The 14,640-nt window shown below is 47.7% G+C and carries 17 protein-coding genes and 1 rRNA gene; 11 read left to right on the forward strand and 7 right to left on the reverse strand.

The annotated features are described in order from the left end of the window. Nucleotides 1–15: 15 nt before the first annotated feature. The 3 genes from rrf to GLV97_RS19380 all read left to right on the forward strand — a co-directional run bounded on the left by rrf (nucleotide 16) and on the right by GLV97_RS19380 (nucleotide 2,404). Nucleotides 16–129 (forward strand): 5S ribosomal RNA (gene rrf, locus GLV97_RS19370). 151 nt (nucleotides 130–280) lie between these two features. Continuing rightward, the gene (locus GLV97_RS19375; RefSeq protein ID WP_160890382.1) at nucleotides 281–1,189 is read left to right on the forward strand and encodes an EamA family transporter; all 909 of its coding nucleotides are present in this window, start codon (nucleotides 281–283) and stop codon (nucleotides 1,187–1,189) included. Between the two features lie 63 nt (nucleotides 1,190–1,252). Further along, on the forward strand, nucleotides 1,253–2,404 hold the full coding sequence (locus GLV97_RS19380; RefSeq protein WP_160890383.1) for an AI-2E family transporter: 1,152 nt from the start codon (nucleotides 1,253–1,255) through the stop codon (nucleotides 2,402–2,404). Between the two features lie 92 nt (nucleotides 2,405–2,496). Here GLV97_RS19380 and GLV97_RS19385 read toward each other — a convergent pair whose 3' ends face one another. The 3 genes from GLV97_RS19385 to GLV97_RS19395 all read right to left on the reverse strand — a co-directional run bounded on the left by GLV97_RS19385 (nucleotide 2,497) and on the right by GLV97_RS19395 (nucleotide 5,134). After that, entirely contained in the window at nucleotides 2,497–3,054 is a 558-nt protein-coding gene (locus tag GLV97_RS19385; RefSeq protein WP_160890384.1) for a hypothetical protein, read from the reverse strand. Between the two features lie 14 nt (nucleotides 3,055–3,068). After that, nucleotides 3,069–3,959, reverse strand: coding sequence for a DMT family transporter (locus GLV97_RS19390; RefSeq protein ID WP_160842366.1), 891 nt, complete (start codon nucleotides 3,957–3,959; stop codon nucleotides 3,069–3,071). A gap of 170 nt (nucleotides 3,960–4,129) precedes the next feature. Continuing rightward, the gene (locus tag GLV97_RS19395; RefSeq protein WP_160890385.1) at nucleotides 4,130–5,134 is read right to left on the reverse strand and encodes a YeiH family protein; all 1,005 of its coding nucleotides are present in this window, start codon (nucleotides 5,132–5,134) and stop codon (nucleotides 4,130–4,132) included. A 108-nt stretch (nucleotides 5,135–5,242) separates the two neighbouring features. On the opposite strand from GLV97_RS19395, the gene GLV97_RS19400 reads away from it, so the two are divergent. Both GLV97_RS19400 and GLV97_RS19405 read left to right on the forward strand, forming a co-directional pair. Then, nucleotides 5,243–6,133 (forward strand): LysR family transcriptional regulator, encoded by an 891-nt coding sequence (locus GLV97_RS19400; RefSeq protein ID WP_160839625.1) that lies wholly within the window; start codon nucleotides 5,243–5,245, stop codon nucleotides 6,131–6,133. A gap of 54 nt (nucleotides 6,134–6,187) precedes the next feature. Continuing rightward, on the forward strand, nucleotides 6,188–6,658 hold the full coding sequence (locus GLV97_RS19405; RefSeq protein WP_337194120.1) for a GNAT family N-acetyltransferase: 471 nt from the start codon (nucleotides 6,188–6,190) through the stop codon (nucleotides 6,656–6,658). 276 nt (nucleotides 6,659–6,934) lie between these two features. Here the strand turns inward: GLV97_RS19405 and GLV97_RS19410 are convergent, their stop codons facing one another. After that, nucleotides 6,935–8,143 (reverse strand): MFS transporter, encoded by a 1,209-nt coding sequence (locus GLV97_RS19410; protein WP_160839627.1) that lies wholly within the window; start codon nucleotides 8,141–8,143, stop codon nucleotides 6,935–6,937. Nucleotides 8,144–8,246: 103 nt separating this feature from the next. Between GLV97_RS19410 and GLV97_RS19415 the strand changes: the two genes are divergently transcribed. The 5 genes from GLV97_RS19415 (at nucleotide 8,247) to GLV97_RS19435 (ending at nucleotide 12,430) form a co-directional block, all read left to right on the forward strand. Further along, entirely contained in the window at nucleotides 8,247–9,128 is an 882-nt protein-coding gene (locus GLV97_RS19415; RefSeq protein ID WP_160839628.1) for a LysR family transcriptional regulator, read from the forward strand. Then, nucleotides 9,100–9,672, forward strand: a complete 573-nt coding sequence (locus GLV97_RS19420) for a nucleotidyltransferase family protein (RefSeq protein ID WP_160890387.1) — start codon at nucleotides 9,100–9,102, stop codon at nucleotides 9,670–9,672. Before GLV97_RS19415 ends, GLV97_RS19420 begins: the two co-directional genes overlap by 29 nt. A gap of 88 nt (nucleotides 9,673–9,760) precedes the next feature. Continuing rightward, nucleotides 9,761–10,564 carry a PAS domain-containing protein gene (locus GLV97_RS19425; protein WP_160839630.1) on the forward strand — a complete coding sequence of 268 codons (804 nt, stop codon included), beginning with the start codon at nucleotides 9,761–9,763 and terminating at the stop codon, nucleotides 10,562–10,564. A 228-nt stretch (nucleotides 10,565–10,792) separates the two neighbouring features. Then, a complete protein-coding gene (locus tag GLV97_RS19430) occupies nucleotides 10,793–11,092 on the forward strand; it encodes a putative quinol monooxygenase (protein WP_160839631.1) in 300 nt (99 codons plus the stop codon). Nucleotides 11,093–11,263: 171 nt separating this feature from the next. Next, a complete protein-coding gene (locus GLV97_RS19435) occupies nucleotides 11,264–12,430 on the forward strand; it encodes an acyl-CoA dehydrogenase family protein (protein ID WP_160890388.1) in 1,167 nt (388 codons plus the stop codon). Between the two features lie 39 nt (nucleotides 12,431–12,469). On the opposite strand, the gene GLV97_RS19440 is transcribed toward GLV97_RS19435, so the two are convergent. Together GLV97_RS19440 and GLV97_RS19445 are read right to left on the reverse strand one after the other, a co-directional pair. Further along, nucleotides 12,470–12,994 (reverse strand): type 1 glutamine amidotransferase domain-containing protein, encoded by a 525-nt coding sequence (locus tag GLV97_RS19440; RefSeq protein WP_160890389.1) that lies wholly within the window; start codon nucleotides 12,992–12,994, stop codon nucleotides 12,470–12,472. A gap of 19 nt (nucleotides 12,995–13,013) precedes the next feature. Beyond that, the gene (locus tag GLV97_RS19445) at nucleotides 13,014–13,421 is read right to left on the reverse strand and encodes a DoxX family protein (protein ID WP_160839634.1); all 408 of its coding nucleotides are present in this window, start codon (nucleotides 13,419–13,421) and stop codon (nucleotides 13,014–13,016) included. 160 nt (nucleotides 13,422–13,581) lie between these two features. On the opposite strand from GLV97_RS19445, the gene GLV97_RS19450 reads away from it, so the two are divergent. Next, the gene (locus GLV97_RS19450) at nucleotides 13,582–14,484 is read left to right on the forward strand and encodes a DUF1002 domain-containing protein (RefSeq protein WP_160890390.1); all 903 of its coding nucleotides are present in this window, start codon (nucleotides 13,582–13,584) and stop codon (nucleotides 14,482–14,484) included. A 70-nt stretch (nucleotides 14,485–14,554) separates the two neighbouring features. On the opposite strand, the gene GLV97_RS20390 is transcribed toward GLV97_RS19450, so the two are convergent. Next, on the reverse strand, nucleotides 14,555–14,640 hold an 86-nt coding region (locus GLV97_RS20390), incomplete at its 5' end, for an IS3 family transposase (protein ID WP_160889911.1).

The raw sequence follows: 14,640 nt of genomic DNA on the forward strand, positions 1-14,640 counted from the left end.
CAAACTTTATATCGATGTGGTGGTGAAGGCGAAGAGGTCACACCTGTTCCCATGCCGAACACAGCAGTTAAGCTCTTCAGCGCCGATGGTAGTCGGGTTTACCCCCGTGAGAGTAGGACGCTGCCACGTCACACAGAACCTTCAGGATTTTTCCTGAAGGTTTTTTTGTATGTAAAAACAGCCTCTGTCTTTCGTTTCTATTGATTGGTACGTTCAGGTTTGATAGAGTATAGAGATATTGGTTTTAATTTCCATGTCAGGGGAGAAGAGAGGGGAAGAAGTGAAACTGTATGGGGCATTAATGACGCTCAGTTTTATATGGGGATTATCCTTTGTTTTCATCGAGCTTCTTATTCCTGCTTTCGGGATAGGAGGGACGGTTTTTCTAAGGTGTATAGCTGGAGCCGCTGTCCTTCTGCCGATATTTCTTTATCGGTGGTGGAAAGGGAACCGCCCGGCCGTCCTTCCTTGGAAACGTCTTATTGTTGTCGGCTTATTTAATGCAGGGCTTCCCTGGGGGCTGATTGCTTTGAGTCAAACATCATTGACAAGTAATATGGCGGCTGTATTAAATGCCTCCACACCCATTATGACAGGAATGATAGGAGTGCTGCTGTTCTCCGTCCGTTTGCAATGGAGACAGTGGGGAGGTATTATTATCGGTTTTGCGGGGATTGTCCTCTTAACTGGGTTTCGTCCGGGGGAAATGGCAGGAGAAAGCTTCATTGGAGTGGGGACGATGCTTTTGGCGGCCTCCTGCTACGGCTTTGTATCCCATTTTACGAAAAGGTATCTCCAAGGGACAGATGTCGTCCTGCTGGCTCTGGCCGGCCTGCTGGTTGGAGGGGCATCAGGCGCTGTTGGAATGCTTTGGATGGGGCCGGACAGTTGGGAGCAGGTGGGGAAGATGGGTTTTCAAACCGCATGGGCTGTCATCGGTCTTGGGTGCCTTGGATCAGGAGTTGCTCATCTTCTCTATTATTATATGATTGAACAGGCTGGAGCTGAGTTTGCAAGCATGGTCACCTATCTTGTTCCTGTCACAGCCTTAATCTGGGGAAGTGTACTTCTTGGAGAGCCTGTAACACCCAATCTTATCTACGGCCTGCTGATGATTTTTGCAGGTGTCTATTTGTCTACGAAAAAGAAGAGCCATAGAAACCGGCTTCCAGCTGTGAAGGCTGGATAGGGTGGAAGATCCATCCCGTGTGATAGAATGAAATCAACCATGCTGTGCTGAGGAGAATTGTCTATGAATCGTTGGGACTCCACACCGGTCATCCGCTTCTTTGGGGGCCGGAAAACCTTGTTTTTATTAGGTATTCTACTAATGACCGGATTGAATATCCTGGTATTTTCGAATGTGTGGTTTATTTTTGAACCTGTAGCCGTTTTTGTTAAAACCGCAGCTCTTCCGCTCATCCTGTCTATTGTTGGGTATTATCTGCTGCGACCTGTGATCAACCTGCTGGAGAAGTGGAGGATCAAGCGCATCTGGGGCATCCTTTTAACACTGCTCGTTCTTGTCGGGTTAATCACGCTGGTCATCGTTTTGATCATACCTTTCCTTGAAAAACAGTTGATCAGTCTATCGGAGGAACTGCCGCGCTATATCGTCGATTTAATTTCGTCCATGGATGAATGGCTGAAGAACTCTTACTTTTCATCGTATTACACCAACATGTTTCAAGATGTAGACGGGATGATCGACCAGGTACCGGACTACATATCGTCCTATGCCACACAGACGGTGGAAGGGATCACGAGCATTATTTCCACAGTAACCAGTGTCGTTGTTGCCATCGTGACTCTGCCTTTTATCCTGTTCTACCTACTCAAAGACGGTCATAAGCTTCCGGGTGTGATGATCCGGCTGTTTCCACCTAAGGCACGTCCGGAAGTATCAAGTGTATTCAAAGGAATCGATCACCAGTTAAGTGCTTATATCCAGGGGCAGATCATCGTCAGCTTCTGTATCGGCGTCATGATGTATATCGGCTTTTTAATCATCGGACTTGATTATGCCCTGCTGCTGGCAGCGATTGCAAGTGTAACAAGCGTTGTCCCTTATCTGGGACCTGTGATCGCGATTACGCCCGCGTTGATCATATCTATTGTGACTTCCCCGTTTATGGTACTCAAGCTGGTCTTTGTCTGGACAGTTGTGCAGCTGTTGGAAGGAAAGTTCATTTCCCCGCAGATTATGGGAAAAAGCCTGCACATTCATCCAGTCACTATTATTTTCGTCCTGCTTACGGCGGGCCATCTATTCGGGATCGTCGGAATTATTCTGGCCATTCCGGGCTATGCCATTTTAAAAGTGTTTGTTTCTCATCTTTTCCACTGGTTCCAAAGGCGGTATAACCGGTTTGTGGAAGAGGAGGATCAATATAAGCTGCATTAAAAAAAGGAAGCGGATCGCCGCTTCCTTTTTTATATTCCAGAACGGATGGAAGCACGGTCTCCATCCATTCTGAATTGGGTACAATCTTCTGTTCAGTCTTTCTCCAGCTGTATTTCCTTCAAGCGCTGACGCTGTTCCTCCGGCCACCACGCTCCACAGTCAGCGGAAACGACACATGCCGCACAGGTTTCCAGGTCGTACACTTTCATCCCCTGGATCGGTGGAGAGTACAAGTGCAGGGTGACAAGGGAGTCTTCTCCGCTGCCTCCCATTTTATGAATCCCTTTCTTTGGAGCGAACAGGGTTCTTCCTTTTTTCTTGTATTCTGTAAAAAGGGGCTCAGGCAGCTTATCACCCTTTCCCTTATAGATGGTTTGTTTGGTTTCGCCGTTCATGATAAAAATCCAGCCGGACGATTCGCCATGATCGTGAGGGGCACATTCAATATCCGCCCAATTCATCACAATCATTTCCACATGTTCATCCTGATAGATCATCTGGCGGTAGTAGGGATTCCCATCAGGATCTTTGAGGTAGGGTCCCAGTTCCTCCAGTGTAATCCCACATTCAATCATCCTTTCTTTCAACGCCGCCGGAGAGTGGTCTGTAAGCGTACAAAAAGCGTTTTTTACGCGTTCTTCCACATGCATCACAATTTCCTCCTTTACTCTCGTTTTCGATTTTGAGCGAGCAGCACGCCCATGAAAATAAAAAGTCCACCAATGACTGATGTCGCTGCCAGCTTTTCATGAAGAAGAAGAATGGCGGCCGCCAACGTCGCCACAGGCTCCAAATACATAAATACCGACACTTGGGAAGCGGGCAGAACCTCATGGGCTTTGGCCCAGTACCAGTAGGCCACAGCGGACACGAAAATACCGAGAAACAACAGATGCGCCCAATGGGTCAATTCCAAAGCAGCCAGTTGAGCCACACCATGGTTTCTGATGAAAAAGGGGAGGGTCAGGAGCCAGCCGATGGTGCTCATGTAAAACGTCAGAACGATAGAGGGAAGAGGAACAGCCAGCTTTTTCAACAGAACGGAATAGACCGCCCAGTTCAATGTGCTGAGGATCATAAGCAGATATCCCGCGCTCAAGGAAAGCTTAACGAAAGCCCCGCTCCCTCCGGATGTGATGAGAAGAACACCAAGCACAGCTGTGATGATTCCGGCTGTTTTTTTTAGACTAAGAGGCTCGTGAAGAAAGATGAATGATAAGGCAATGGTAAAGATCGGTGAAAAGGAGATGAGCCAGCCGGCATCAGAAGCCTGAATGGATAAAAGGGCGGTCGCCTGGATCAACTGATGAATGTAAACCCCCAGAATACCGAGGATCAGGAGATGTGGAAGATGGACGATTCGGACTTTCAGGGGGTACTGAAAGATGATGATCATACAAAAGAGAAAGAGAGATCCGATTCCAAAGCGTAGAACAAGCAGGGAATACGGGTCTATCTTTTCCAGGACCGCCTTGGTCGAAACAAAAGAAATTCCCCAGAATGTGATGGACAGCAGAGCATACAAGGATGCACTCATTTTAGCAGAAGCATTCATATACCTGGATCCTTTCTACAAGAGCGCTGCTTTTTTTCACTATATGCATAGAAAGGACAGGCATGTCAGGCATCCTGATTCTCCTTTATTTTACCAAAAGAAGCCCAGGGCTTAAGGACTTCGACAAAGAGTGCAGGAAAGGGACAAAAAAACTCCCCGGAAAGGAGGAGTTAAAAGATCCAATATGTGAAAAAAGCCAGCAGGATGGAGACGAAAACTAAAATCAGGGTCGGTTTTAAAGCTCTGTCCCTTACATCCCTGAGACTTACACTGAGTCCTAAGCCGACCATCGACATCGTCAGCAGGAAGGAAGTGAAGGTGAGCAGGCTGTTCATGACAGGGTCAGGAATCGTCATATACGTCCCTTCGACGTAGCTTCCGAAAAGGCTCATCATAATAAAGCCAATCAGGAACCATGGAAAGGTGATGGAACCTTGGTTTTCGCCTTTACTTCTTATTTTCATGACCCAGAGAAGCAGCAGGCTGACCGGCACGAGGAGAAACACACGGGCCAGTTTCGCGAGAAAAGCCATTCCCAGTCCCTCTGTTCCCGCGGGTTCCCCGGCGAGGGCAACGTTGGCGATTTCGTGAAGGCTGAGTCCGGCCCACATGCCATAGGCGTCTGCGTCCAGAGGGAGGAGCGGCCGGATGACGGTAAACCCAATCGCAAAAAGCGTACCGACAATTGATATGATTCCGGCACTTACAGCTGTATCTTCTTCCTTAGCATGAATGATGGGGGAAACGGCTGCGATGGCTGAAGCCCCGCAGATGCCGGTGCCGATTCCGAGCAGGGTCATAAGGGAAAGGTCTGCTTTAAACATTTTAGCCCCAAGGACCATTAATCCTACAGCAAAAATGATGACGAGGACACTCTTCCATAATAATGGAAGCCCTTCATTTACGATGACGTTCATATTCAGGCGGAGACCAAATAAGATGATAGCCAGTCTCAGTAGTTTTTTCGCAGCGAATTGGATACCGCTCTTCATCTGTTCCGGATATCCAAAGTAATGACGATAGAGGACGGCCAGAAGTATAGCCGCGGCTAAAGGTCCGATCTGACTGACTCCCGGAAGCTGGGCAGCCAGGAAACCGACCGCTGATAAAAAGGCTGTGAATGCAATACCAGAAAGAAGTGGCTGTTTATAGATCGTTGATGTAATCATGTTCATGATGTTCCTCCTTTCTTTTCCTTCTTTATCATAAGCGGCTGTTGATTATTAGTAAAATAAAACTTTATAATGTTAAAAATAGGATTTAGTAATAATAGGAGGTTCAAAATGGACTTTGAATCATTGAAAACATACATTACGGTAGTCGATGAGAAAAGCTTTACGAGGGCTTCACAGCTGCTGAAGCTGTCACAGCCGACGGTGAGCTCCCATATCCGGCACTTAGAAGAGGAATTCAATACGGTGCTGATCGATCGTTCTCCAAAGCGCTTTGAAGTCACCCAGACAGGCGAGATGGTTTATAAAAGAGCCAGACAGGTGCTCGGAGTGATGGATAAAGCGAAGAAAGAGGTGCTGCAGTACCATGACCAAATGAAAGGAACTGTGAAAATCGGGGCCAGCTACACGGTAGGGGAGTATATTCTGCCTTCTCTTCTTCGGGCGTATGATCAGGAGTATCCTGAAGTGGATCTGCAGGTGACCATTGCCAACTCTGAGAGAATCAACAGGGAGGTTCAGCTTCATACGCTGGACGTGGGGCTTGTAGAAGGCCGGGTGGCGGACCAAGGGTTATCTTCCTTCCCTTTTATGAAGGATAAAATGGTGGTCATCGTTCCGGACAATCATCCGATTCGCAAATGCTTAAATCTGTCATTCGAGGATCTGCAGGATCACACGTGGATCATTCGGGAGGGAGGTTCCGGTACCAGGGCAATGATGGAATCGATGCTGGAATCATACAACATCCGTCCACGAAAGACGATTACGATCGGAAGCAATCACGGAGTTGTTCAAGGGGTGAAAGAAGGTCTGGGGCTTTCCTTTATTTCAGAAACGGTCGTAACCCATACAGCGGCGGAGCACTTGATTATGCCCCTTCCTTATATTCAGCCGACCACCCGCTATTTTTCAGTCGTCACTCCAATGAGTGAAGAGGAAATTACTGAACAGGTGCAGGCATTTATCGGAAAGGTAAAGGAATTATTTGAATTGTCATAAAACCTTAACGTCACCACAAGGCAGTTTTGTTATGATGGAGGGGAGAGAGATTTGGTGCAGATAAGAAGGATGGATCACAAGGATACCGAAGAGGTCATCTGTCTCATGGTCCGTGCAATCATGGGCATTCCCGGGCATGTGTATACAGATGCTCAGAAAAAAGCATGGGCTGGTGCTGTTTCTATGAATACCAACCTGTCTGCACGGCTGTTGAACGGGTACACCCTGCTTGCTGTGGAACAAAGGAAAATCATTGCAATGGCCACCTTAACGGATGGAGCCGTCATTGATTTTCTATATGTCAGCCCGGAAGAGCAGCGGTCGAAAAAAGCATCCATCTTATTGGAACGGTTGGAAAGAAAGGCTGCATCCATGGGAGCGGTTAATCTTCATACAGAAGCCAGTTTTGCTGCTGTTCCCTTCTTTGTGAAGAACGGTTACAAGCAGGTCCATCAACAAGAGAAGACTTTAGGCGGAACGCTTATAAAAAACGTCCGGATGTGTAAAAAGGTGAATAACGAATAGAAGTCAAGGGTATGGTTCATTGTAAGTCAAGTGAAACGTTTTGCGATGGGAGACGTATATAAAGCAAGAAGTAGATGGTCGTCGAATTTCCTGCCAAATCTTATTTCATACTGAGGTGAAAACATGCAGAGACTGGACCAGATCGTCGATTACTTAAAGACACTGGGGATCGAAGTTGAAAAAGTGTACCGTACACCGAAGGAAGAGACAAGATAACCGTACTTAACTTATATATGACTAAAGGTATGCTTTCAAAAAGCATATCTTTTTTTATTATCAGGCGGATGCCCGGCTTATAATGGTCTGGAAATAAGACTGACGGGATTGAATCCATGCCCATACCATTCCTGCCCCTGCAGGCAGAACCAGCCATAAAAAGACCAGTGAAACACCAGAGGTGGAAGCGATGTATCCAAAAACAGGTCCGCTGATGACGACAGAAGTCTGATTGCCAAGCATGCGCAGACTGGAGAGCCTGCCATGAAAGGCAGGGTCTGAGGCCATTTGTTGAACGGACTGCAGCAGCGCCCGGATCAATGATGTACCGAAGCCAATGCAGAAAAAACCGGGAAAGGCGGACCACAGCGCATTGTTTAAGCTGACAAACAGCAGACCGGTCGCTGTAACTGCAAACGCCCAAACAGCAAGATGACTGCGGAACACTTTCCACCACCATGTTCCCAGCAGGCCTGCGGCCATGCCTCCGATGGAGAATACTGCATCAAGAAGTCCATAGAGAAAGGGCCCCTGCAGCAGGTGCGCACTCGTATAGACACTTAAAAAGCCGAGCGACGTATGGAAGGTCAGCTGTCCAATCATTAATAGAAAGAACAAACCGTAAAACATGCGGTGGTGATGAACATAACGGAACCCTTCCTTCATGTCCCATAAAAATGAGGGCGATTTCCCTTCAGGTGTTCGAAGAGGAGCCTCTTCCAGATGAAGCAGGGAGAGAGTAGCTGCTGTAAATAAAAGAAGAACGAATCCCAAGGAAACCTCCTCCGGAGCGGCACCTGCCAGAAACCCTCCCGTTCCTGCCCCTGCCAAGCTGCCGGTAATGGTGGCGGAATTGGACCAGGAGAACATCTTGGGAAGTTCTTCTTTAGAAAAAATGCCGGCGGTCAGTGCCTGCAGGGCAGGGCGGAATAAGGAACCTGCCGTTTGAAGCAGCATATGAACGAGGATGATCAGCCATGGAGTGGCTGCCCCTGCCGTAAATGCCGTCCACAAGAATAGGAGAATCAATACACTGACGGTCCCGGCTGTTAGTGCAAGTTTCTTTCTGCTGTACCGATCAACGAGAACACCAAAAAACAAGTTGGAAACGAGACCGGGAAGAAACCCGAAGCTGACAAACATCCCGGTGTATAAAGGGTTATTGGTCCATTGAAATAACACCCACGTCGTCAGGACGAAATACATGGCCCGCGCGCATTCATACAGAAAATAGCTTCCAAGCAGCCGGCTTGTTTTGAAATGAGACATACGCTCCCTCCTTCTCCTCTTCATCTTACTCGACCGATAGCGATTTGAATAATATTCAATTATAATAATAAGTGATAAGGAAAAGTAATAGGGGGTGCGTTTCATGAGAATGGAAGATTATGACCTGCTGGTTCAGCTTCATCAATGTGGAACCATCCGTTCTACGGCCAAAAAAATCCTTCTCTCTCAGCCGGCGATTACTCAGCGGTTAAAATACATTGAGGAGGAGTGGGGGGGAGAAATCTTCGTCCGTACATCCAAGAAATTGTGGGTTACCCCATTCGGCGAGCTTATACTCTCCTCCGCAAGAGAAATGCTTCAAAAGGAAGAGGAGCTCCGGACTAAGCTGGCCATGGCCGAAGGAAGAGTGTCCGGCACCCTGTCGATAGGCGCATCTTCCCTGTACAGTCAGCATTTTCTGCCGGAGATGCTTCAGTCTTTTACGAAGGCTTATCCTGATGTGACGATTGATCTTGTCACGGGGATCAGTAGTGAAATCCGCGCGTCTGCATACAGCCATCAGCTTTCCATCATCAGGGGGGAGCCGATTCCTGGATTCGACTCGATCCATTTATTCAATGATCCACTGTATGTCCTGGATGTGTTTCCACTTCCGCCATTATCCGAACGACCGTTTATCGAATTCAAAACCGATCCGGATTTCAGCCGGCTGCTTGAACGGTGGCGTCATAACCACCAGGAACTTACACACAAGCCGACGATCAAGGTGGATCATTTTGAAACAGCTAAACAATTGATGAAACACGGCCTGGGGATGACGGTTCTTCCCGGGAGTATTTCGCATAAGGAAAGAGCAGCGTATGCTTCTCTTCCTCTGGTGGATCATGAGGGGAAGGCGGTGGTCAGAGAAACGTGGGCCTGTGTGAAACCTGAGGTGCGCATGCTTCCTCAAGTGAATGCTTTCCTTCAACACCTTAAAGAAAGGAGTGGAGACGATGAGCCGCCTGGAAGAGCAGCTGACTGAAATTCTGCTGGAGAAGACCCCGTACCTTCAACCGGTTTTTGATACGGCCGATCAGTACTTGAGCCACTATTACATAGGAGCAGGCATCGTCGCACAGAGTGTGTGGAATGTAAAACACGGGTATGACCCCGCTTATGGAATTGGAGATGCGGATGTAATCTATTTCGATCCTGAAGGAAGCCTGGAGGAAGAACAACAGTTGGAAAAGGAGCTGCGGAAGGAGTTGTCCCGGTATCCTTTTCAAATAGACGTAACGAATGAAGCTCTTGTTCATCAGTGGTATGAAGAAAAATTCCATATCCCCATCCAGCCGTACCCATCGATCGAAGCGGCCGTAGATACGTGGCCGTCGACAGCCTCAGCTGTGGCTGTGCAGAGGAAACACCCCGGAACATTGAAGGTATACGCACCTTTCGGTCTTGAAGATTTATTTGGATTAATCGTCCGGCCGAACAAATGTCTTGTTCCCGAGGAAGTGTATGTGAAAAAGGCAGCTAAATGGAAGAAATACTGGCCGAAACTCACCCTGTTACCGTGGGAATAAGTGGAAGTGGATGGATTAACTTGCAAGGGGTTTGTCATTCATTTTATTATAATAGTATTCATTCCATATAAAAGGGAGCTGGATGACCGTGAATGAACTTTCGTTTGCTAGATTAGAAGAAATTCAACAAAATGAATTTATAAAAGCGGCGATCGACCGTGTTGGTGCTGGTGTCGTGATTTCAGATCCAGGTCAGGAAGATAATCCGATGATTTATTGTAACAGAGGATTCGAGGAATTGACTGGATATGAAGCTGAGGAAATCCTCGGACGGAACTGTCGTTTTCTTCAAGGGCCGGATACGAATGAAAGTCAGGTCCAACGCATTAGAGAGGGGCTGGACAGCAAAGAGCCGATCCTTTTGGAGATTAAAAACTATCGAAAGGATGGGACACCGTTCTGGAACGAGCTGCAAATCTTTCCTGTCTACATTTCTCAGATGGATCAGACCTATTTTGTAGGGGTCCAGAAAGACGTGACCCAGCGTCGGGAGCAGGAGGAGCTGATTGGCCATTATCTTTCTGAAGTAAAACGCCTTTCCACTCCGATCGTACCGGTGGAAGATAATATTTCGGTTCTCCCGCTTGTTGGAACAGTGGATGATGAGCGCCTGCAGCAGATGCTGGAAGCGGTCAGTCATCACGTGAAAGAAACGAAGGAAGACTACCTTATCATGGATATGTCAGCGGTTCATTCATACAATGAAGCGGTACATATGGGGATCTATCAAATGAATCAGCTGCTTGATTTGATGGGGACGACGCTGGTGATTACCGGCATTAAGCCGACCTTTGCGATCCAAAGTGCCCCTTATGCGGATTTCAGTGAACTGTCGCTGCAGACCTACGCTTCCGTGAAACAGGCGTTGAAGCAGATTCCCAGAAGGAAGTGATCAAAGCACCGATCTGATGCATTCAGACGGTGCTTTTCGTGTGAATGGATAATGTTTCCTGCTGATCCGGTGAGCGGATGATTTCCTCTCTTACCGCTTATCCATTACGATGTAGAGGAGAATTCGGCTCACAGAAGAACCAGAGCACCGACTGATAAAGAGCGTGTGTATGGTTGATCCTAACGGAGTGTGAATTCACGAATGCCATGAAAAGAGAGGGAAGATTGTATGTATATTGTTCATGCTGTATTTGAAGTGACTCCAGATCAGGAACAAGCCTTTTTGAATGAAATCCGTCCATTGATCCAGTCATCAAGAGAAGAAGAGGGAAATGTCTCTTATGATCTTGTGAAGGACATGGAGAAAGAATACACGTATAAAATGGTGGAAGTCTGGCAGAACGCGGAAGCGGTGGAGAAGCATAACCAAAGTGAGCATTTCCAGGCATTCGTCGGAAAAGCTTCTGATTTTCTAGCTGCTCCTCTGTCCATTCACATCTATGAAGGTGAAGAAGTCCAACAAGGTTAACCAGAAACCCGGCTGAAGGCAGCCGGGTTTTTTTACATAGAACGAAGAATGGAATGAATGTTGAAAAGGGAGGGTATGTTGAAAAGAGAATCGAACGAAGCGCGGGATTGGCTTCATTCCGAGTTGTCAGGTATGATTTAAACATACATTAGGAACGGGGAGTGGATTGGAATGACAGGTATGATTGAAACGTGGATTAAAAATGATCGTCAGGAACGTCTTTTTCAAAAAGCCGTGACCATTGCAGACGAAGCGAAAAAGCACATCCAGGAAACCGATCAGCAGGCTGCCTTTTCACCTCAAACGCTGAAGGTGATCAAGGAGGAGGGATATCCTTCCCTCGCTCTCCCACCTAAGGATGGCGGGGAGGGGCTTTCCCTGTATGAACTGCTGCTGCTTCAGGAAAAAATTGCAGAAGGAGACGGGGCTGTAGCTTTATCCATTGGCTGGCATATGGGAACGATGATGGAACTCTCTCAGGAGCGTTTATGGGAGCCTGCGTCCTACAACAGGCTCGTTCAGGAAGTCGTGTCCAGTCAGAAGGTTGTCAACCGGGCAGCGACAGAGCCGGCAACCGGCAGTCCTACACGTGGAGGAATCCCAGAAACGACCGCGGTGAAGAAAGAGGGCCGATATGTCCTGAGCGGCCGGAAGTCCTTTACTTCGATGGCTGAGCATCTCGATTATTATATTGTATCTGCCTATGTGGAAGATCAAGATACCGTGGGTTGGTTTATGATCGATCGCCATCAGCCCGGCCTTTCAGTGGATCAGACGTGGGATACGCTCGGGATGAGGGGCACGGCCAGCCATGATTTGGTCATGAACGAAGTGGAGCTGAATGAAGAGGACCTCGTAGAATTAAAGCAGGATGGGAAATCATCTCCAAAAGGATGGCTTCTTCATATACCTGCCTGTTATTTAGGGATCGCAACAGCCGCACGGAATGATGCGGTGGCTTTTGCGAAGGAGTTCCAGCCGAACAGTCTCGATAAACCTATTTCAGAAGTACCTCATATCCAGGATAAAATCGGGGAGATGGAATGGAAGCTGATGCAGGCGCATGCCTATCTTTACAGCGTCGCACGCAAGTGGGATGAGGAACCTGAAAAGAGGGAGCGTATCGGACCTGATCTGGCGGCTGTGAAGCTTGCGGTTACGAACACTGCAACCGAAGTGGTGGATCTTGCTATGCGGATTGCAGGCGGCCGCGGGCTGTCCAAAACTTATCCGTTTGAAAAATATTACCGAGATGTCCGGGCAGGGCTGCACAATCCACCGATGGATGATGCAGTTGTGTCAATGCTTGCCAAGCGTGCCGTATCTGATCATCAATAAAAAAATCCCAAAGCGGTAAGCCGCTTTGGGATTTTCGTATTATTGTTCAGCCAGCAGATCGGCGAAAGCTTTTGCATAAGGAGGAAGATCAGGTGGACGTCTCGCGGACACAATATGGCCGTCCTGGACGACTGCTTCATCCACCCACGTGGCTCCTGCATTCGTCATGTCATCTTTAATGCCGGGTGTGCTGGTGACGGTACGTCCTTCCAGAATACCTGCAGAAATCAGTACCCAGCCGGCGTGGCAGATCTGACCGATCGGTTTTTCATTTTCATGCATATGACGGACCATATCGAGGACTTTGTCATAACGGCGGAGCTTATCCGGAGACCAGCCGCCGGGTACGAGAATTCCGTCATAGTCAGAAGGGTCAATCTCATCAAAAGCTGAATCCGATACGGCCGGAACACCGTATTTTCCCGGGTATTCCACGCCGGCTTTTTCACCGACAAGATGAACCTTGGCTCCTTCCTCCTGAAGACGGAGAAGCGGATACCATAATTCCAGATCTTCAAAATCTTTACTGACAAGAGCGATGATTTTCTTATCTGCTAAACGCATACAAACTACCTCCTCCAATTCAATTCCCTTTCATTTTATCAAACCGATGCGCTGGTTTCGAATCCTGTGAACAGGCAAGAACCCACCAAATGAGTAGAGGCTGGAAGAGCGGGCGGATCCAGAGAGCCGCTGGACTGGCTTCCTCCGACCAAGGAGCCGGAATGGAGTAGATGGCTGCGTAAATATTGGCAGGCAGGACAGCAATCAAAAAGACGGCTGTAGCGAGTCCGGCGGCTTTTCTCGTCTGCGGGAAAATCAGGAGCAGCGACAGCAGCCATTCGGTGATCCCGGACATATAGACAATTTCAAGTTTCAGTGGAACCCACTGGGGAAGCATCCTGGCAAATCCGTGGTCGTAGATGAAATGAGTGATTCCTGCGTAGAACAAAGCGGCAGCAAAGATATAAAGGCCGATTTTTCGTATCATGGCATTGTCACGCTCCTTTTAAAAATATACGTGCATTTGAAACCTTTTCTCCCCCTCAAACGTCTATGTAAAAGACCCGTTTGGGAATACGGGTATACTAGTAAGGTGATTCCATCTCATGTATCGAGAAGGAATCAACCATGATTAAGGGGTCGAAGTTATGAAAAAGCTCACAAGTATCTGGATGATGGCTCTTCTTCTTATTTCTGTATGGGCGGTGCCTCTGGAGAGTTACGCCTCTACAGGTGACCAGGGTATCAATGAAAAGCTGGGACTGCCGATTGTTGTTTACGGAGAAGCGCTGTCAGAAGCGCAGAAATCTGAGGTGGCGGATCTTCTTAAGGTGGACCAGCATGAACAGGTGGACGAGTTTTCGGTCAATGGCCGGGATTTGAATGCGTACATCGGTGGTAATCCGAATTCCAATATGTATTCTTCCGTGAAAATTCTTCATAAGGATAGTGGAGAAGGGCTGTCCATTGAAATTGTTACACCAGATAACATAACACAGGTGACGAAAGAAATGTATACAAATGCTCTCTTGACTGCAGGCGTTGAAAACGCAGAGGTGCTGGTGGCTTCCTCCGTTAAAGTTAGTGGACATTCTGCCCTTACCGGGATCTACAAGGCGTATGATGCCAAAGGCGTCAAGCTGGATGAGAGCCGTATGAAAGTCGCGAGTGATGAACTGGACATCGCGACAGATATCGCTGAAGAACAGGGGATAGACAAGGATAAGGTCAGTGAACTGCTGACAGAAATCAAGAAAGCCATTGCCGAGCAGGATCCGGCAACGAAGGAAGAGGTGGAGCAGATTGTTCAGGAGCAGCTGCAGACGCTGAACATTGAACTTAGTGAGGAGGACCGTCAGCGTTTGACGGACTTGTTTGATCAGATGAGGAATCTCAACATTAATTTCGATCAAGTGAAAAACCAGCTGGATGATCTGACGGGCAGTATTCAGGACATCATCAATGAGGACGGTTTCTGGAATAACCTGCGAAATGCGGTTCAGAGCTTCTTTCAATCCTTGAAGAGCTTTATCAGCTCGTTGTTTAACTAAGGAAAGGTGAGAAAAGAAGCCGCTCTCCATGAACTGTACCCCATAATATGGACAGTTTATAAAAAGAGCCTTAGGCAGCTAAGAGATGGCCTCGGTATTGTACCGGGGTCATCTTATTTAACTTCCACTGATATCTCTCGTTATTATATTTACTTA

The sequence above is a fragment of the Halobacillus litoralis genome (assembly GCF_009856355.1).
Classification (GTDB): Bacteria; Bacillota; Bacilli; order Bacillales; family Halobacillaceae; genus Halobacillus; species Halobacillus litoralis_B.